This is a genomic window from Nitratidesulfovibrio oxamicus, from assembly GCF_015731765.1.
Classification (GTDB): domain Bacteria; phylum Desulfobacterota; class Desulfovibrionia; order Desulfovibrionales; family Desulfovibrionaceae; genus Cupidesulfovibrio; species Cupidesulfovibrio oxamicus.
Genome location: NZ_VRYY01000380.1, coordinates 1 through 2478, shown reverse-complemented (window position 1 = coordinate 2478; position 2478 = coordinate 1). Strand labels below are relative to the sequence as shown.

At 66.3% G+C, this 2478-nt stretch carries 3 protein-coding genes; 1 reads left to right on the top strand and 2 read right to left on the bottom strand.

Annotated features, from left to right (window positions below; genetic code table 11):
- Positions 1-230 precede the first annotated feature (230 nt).
- Positions 231-1088, bottom strand: a complete 858-nt coding sequence (locus FVW20_RS12515; protein WP_196609877.1) for a dienelactone hydrolase family protein — start codon at positions 1086-1088, stop codon at positions 231-233.
- A 270-nt stretch (positions 1089-1358) separates the two neighbouring features.
- On the bottom strand, positions 1359-1946 hold the full coding sequence (locus FVW20_RS12510; RefSeq protein WP_167125746.1) for a DJ-1/PfpI family protein: 588 nt from the start codon (positions 1944-1946) through the stop codon (positions 1359-1361).
- A 337-nt stretch (positions 1947-2283) separates the two neighbouring features.
- Between FVW20_RS12510 and FVW20_RS12505 the strand changes: the two genes are divergently transcribed.
- Positions 2284-2478 (top strand): zinc ribbon domain-containing protein (locus FVW20_RS12505; RefSeq protein ID WP_196609876.1); only part of this gene is annotated, 195 nt, incomplete at its 3' end.

Sequence of the window (2478 nt, the reverse complement as noted above, 5' to 3'; positions counted from 1 at the left end):
CTGTTCCCCAACGACCGCGAACGGCCCGTGCCGCAGTTCTAGCTTCACGCGGGCGAGCCCTCAACGGCACACCGCCGCGGACCGGCGACAACGACCGCCCCCCCGCCGCACCTGTCCGCCCCCGCCTCCGTCCTCGGCCCGCCAGTCCTGCCAGTCGGGCCAGTCCTGCCAGTCGGGCCAGTCGGGCCAGTCGGGCAGGCACAAGAAAACTTGGGGACGTGCGCACGGGATCAATTCTTCTTCAGACACTCCGTGAAAAAACGCAGCACGTCGTCCCAGGCTCTGGCCTCCGTACACGGGCAGTGCCAGGACGCTTCGGCGTCGTACTCCGTCCCGTACGCCGCGTTGCAGAAACCGTGAGCCGCGCCCGCGTGCAGCACCACCCGACAATCCACGCTGGCGGCGGACATTTCGCTGACAAAGGGCTCAACGTCGCGCAGCGGAATGACATGGTCGCGCCCGGCCAGATGCACCAGCACCGGGCAATGCGCCGCGCCGGGCACCACCGTCTGCGACGAGGAAAGGTATCCGTACATGCTGGCGGCGCCGCGCAGGGGAGCACCGGCGCGGACCAGTTCCAGCGTGGCCCCGCCGCCCAGCGAAAATCCCATGGCCAGCAGACGGGCCGCGTCCACCCCCGGCACGCTGGCCAGTGCGTCCAGCCCGGCCCGGGCGCGCAGGTGCAACAACGCCCTGTCGTCACGCAGGGGGCGCAGGCAGGCGCGGGCCTGCTCGAAATCTGTCGGGCGCAAGGCGGTACCGTACAGGTCGGCGCACAGCACGGCATACCCGGCCCGCACCAATTGCGCGGCACTGCGGAACAGGTAGCCGCCAAGGCCGGTGTATTCGTGCAGCAGCAATACGCCGGGCACGCCGCCGGGCTGCCCTTCTTCACCGGCAGCCCCGAACCCGCCCGGCAGAAACAAGTGCCCCTCGCAGTCCACCGTACCGCCGCCCGGTCCCGCAGCCCCGACGGAACTGGCGGGCGCGGAGTAAGTCACCGCCCTGCCTGCCCATGCCAGCGAATCGTCGGCAAACAACCCGACCGCCCCGCTCCACGCGCTCATTCCGGCATCCTTCTTGTCCATCAGGCCTCCCCGGTGGCGGTCACGCGCCATATGCAGCGACGCCCGGCGGATTCGCCGGACGTCGCGTTTCGATCTTTGGCTGCCTGACCTTCCTTGAAGCAAAGGATACGCCAAGCCAGTGGCGAAAGCCTGTTGCCGCTATGAGAATTTTTGTTCTCTGCCAAGAAAGAATGATTTTTTATGAAGGAAGTATACTCTTAGCGTATTCGACCGGAATAAAAAATTATTCTGACGCAGGCAGAGGACAAAAAGGCCATAGCGGCACAGGCTCTACGGTTCGATGCGCGAACCAAGCACCCCCAGGAACTTGCGCATCCACTCGGGGTGCGCGGGCCAGGCGGGCGCGGTGACCACATTGCCGTCCACGCAGGCATTGGTGAAGGTGTCATTCACCTCGCACCACGTGCCGCCCGCCCCTTCGATGTCCGGCTTCACGGCGGGGTACGCGGTGCAGGTCAGCCCCTTGACCACGCCCGCCGTCACCAGCAACTGCTGGCCATGGCACACGGAGGCGATGGGCTTCTTGGCCGCCGCCATCTCGCGCACGATCTCGACCACGCGCGGGTTAAGGCGGATGTATTCGGGGGCGCGGCCACCGGGAATCACCAGCGCGTCGTAGTTCGCCGTGTTCACGGCGTCGAAATCGGCATTCAGGGTAAAGTTGTGGCCCGGCTTTTCGGAGTAGGTCTGATCCCCCTCGAAGTCGTGCACCGCCGTGCGCACCTGCTGGCCCGCCTTCTTGCCGGGGCACACCGCGTGCACGTCGTGGCCCACCATCAGCAGCATCTGGAACGGCACCATGACTTCGTAGTCCTCCACGAAATCGCCCACCAGAAACAGAATCTTCTTCACTGCCATGTCGTGCTCCTTTGCTGCCGACGCGCCCGGCGGCGGACAATGGCCGCGCCGTCGTGTCGGTCGGGGGTTGGGAGAGCGGCGGTACACGCCTGATCGGCGCAACGCTTGCGCCCACGGCTTGCACCCTGACCTGAAATGATTATTGAAGTGCCAACGCCAAGGGGAGGCCGCCGGGTCGGTTTCCTGCCGGATGATTCTCGTTCCATGCCCAGGGACGCCAACGCCGCCGCGCGGAAGTGTTTGCGCATTCTATCAATAGCGCGTTCGGCGGCTGCTTACAACCGCAACCATACAGCAGTCGGGTCGGAGCACCGACCGACACGCAAAGGTAACACCCATGCCCATGTACGAATTTTCCTGCCAGGGGTGCGGCGCCGTGTTCGAGGAACTGTGCGCCCGCGATGCCGAAGACTGCGCCTGCCCCGCCTGCGGCGGGCAAGGCAACCGGATGATGTCCGCCGCCACCCCCAAGCTGCGGACGGGCAGCCCGTTCACCAGCACCCCGCGCAACGCCGGGGCCGGGGCCGCCACG

Bases quoted from the DNA above. Each gene is read 5' to 3' on its own strand.
- FVW20_RS12515 (WP_196609877.1), bottom strand. From the start codon at position 1,088: ATGGACAAGAAGGATGCCGGAATGAGCGCGTGGAGCGGGGCGGTCGGG.
- FVW20_RS12510 (WP_167125746.1), bottom strand. From the start codon at position 1,946: ATGGCAGTGAAGAAGATTCTGTTTCTGGTGGGCGATTTCGTGGAGGAC.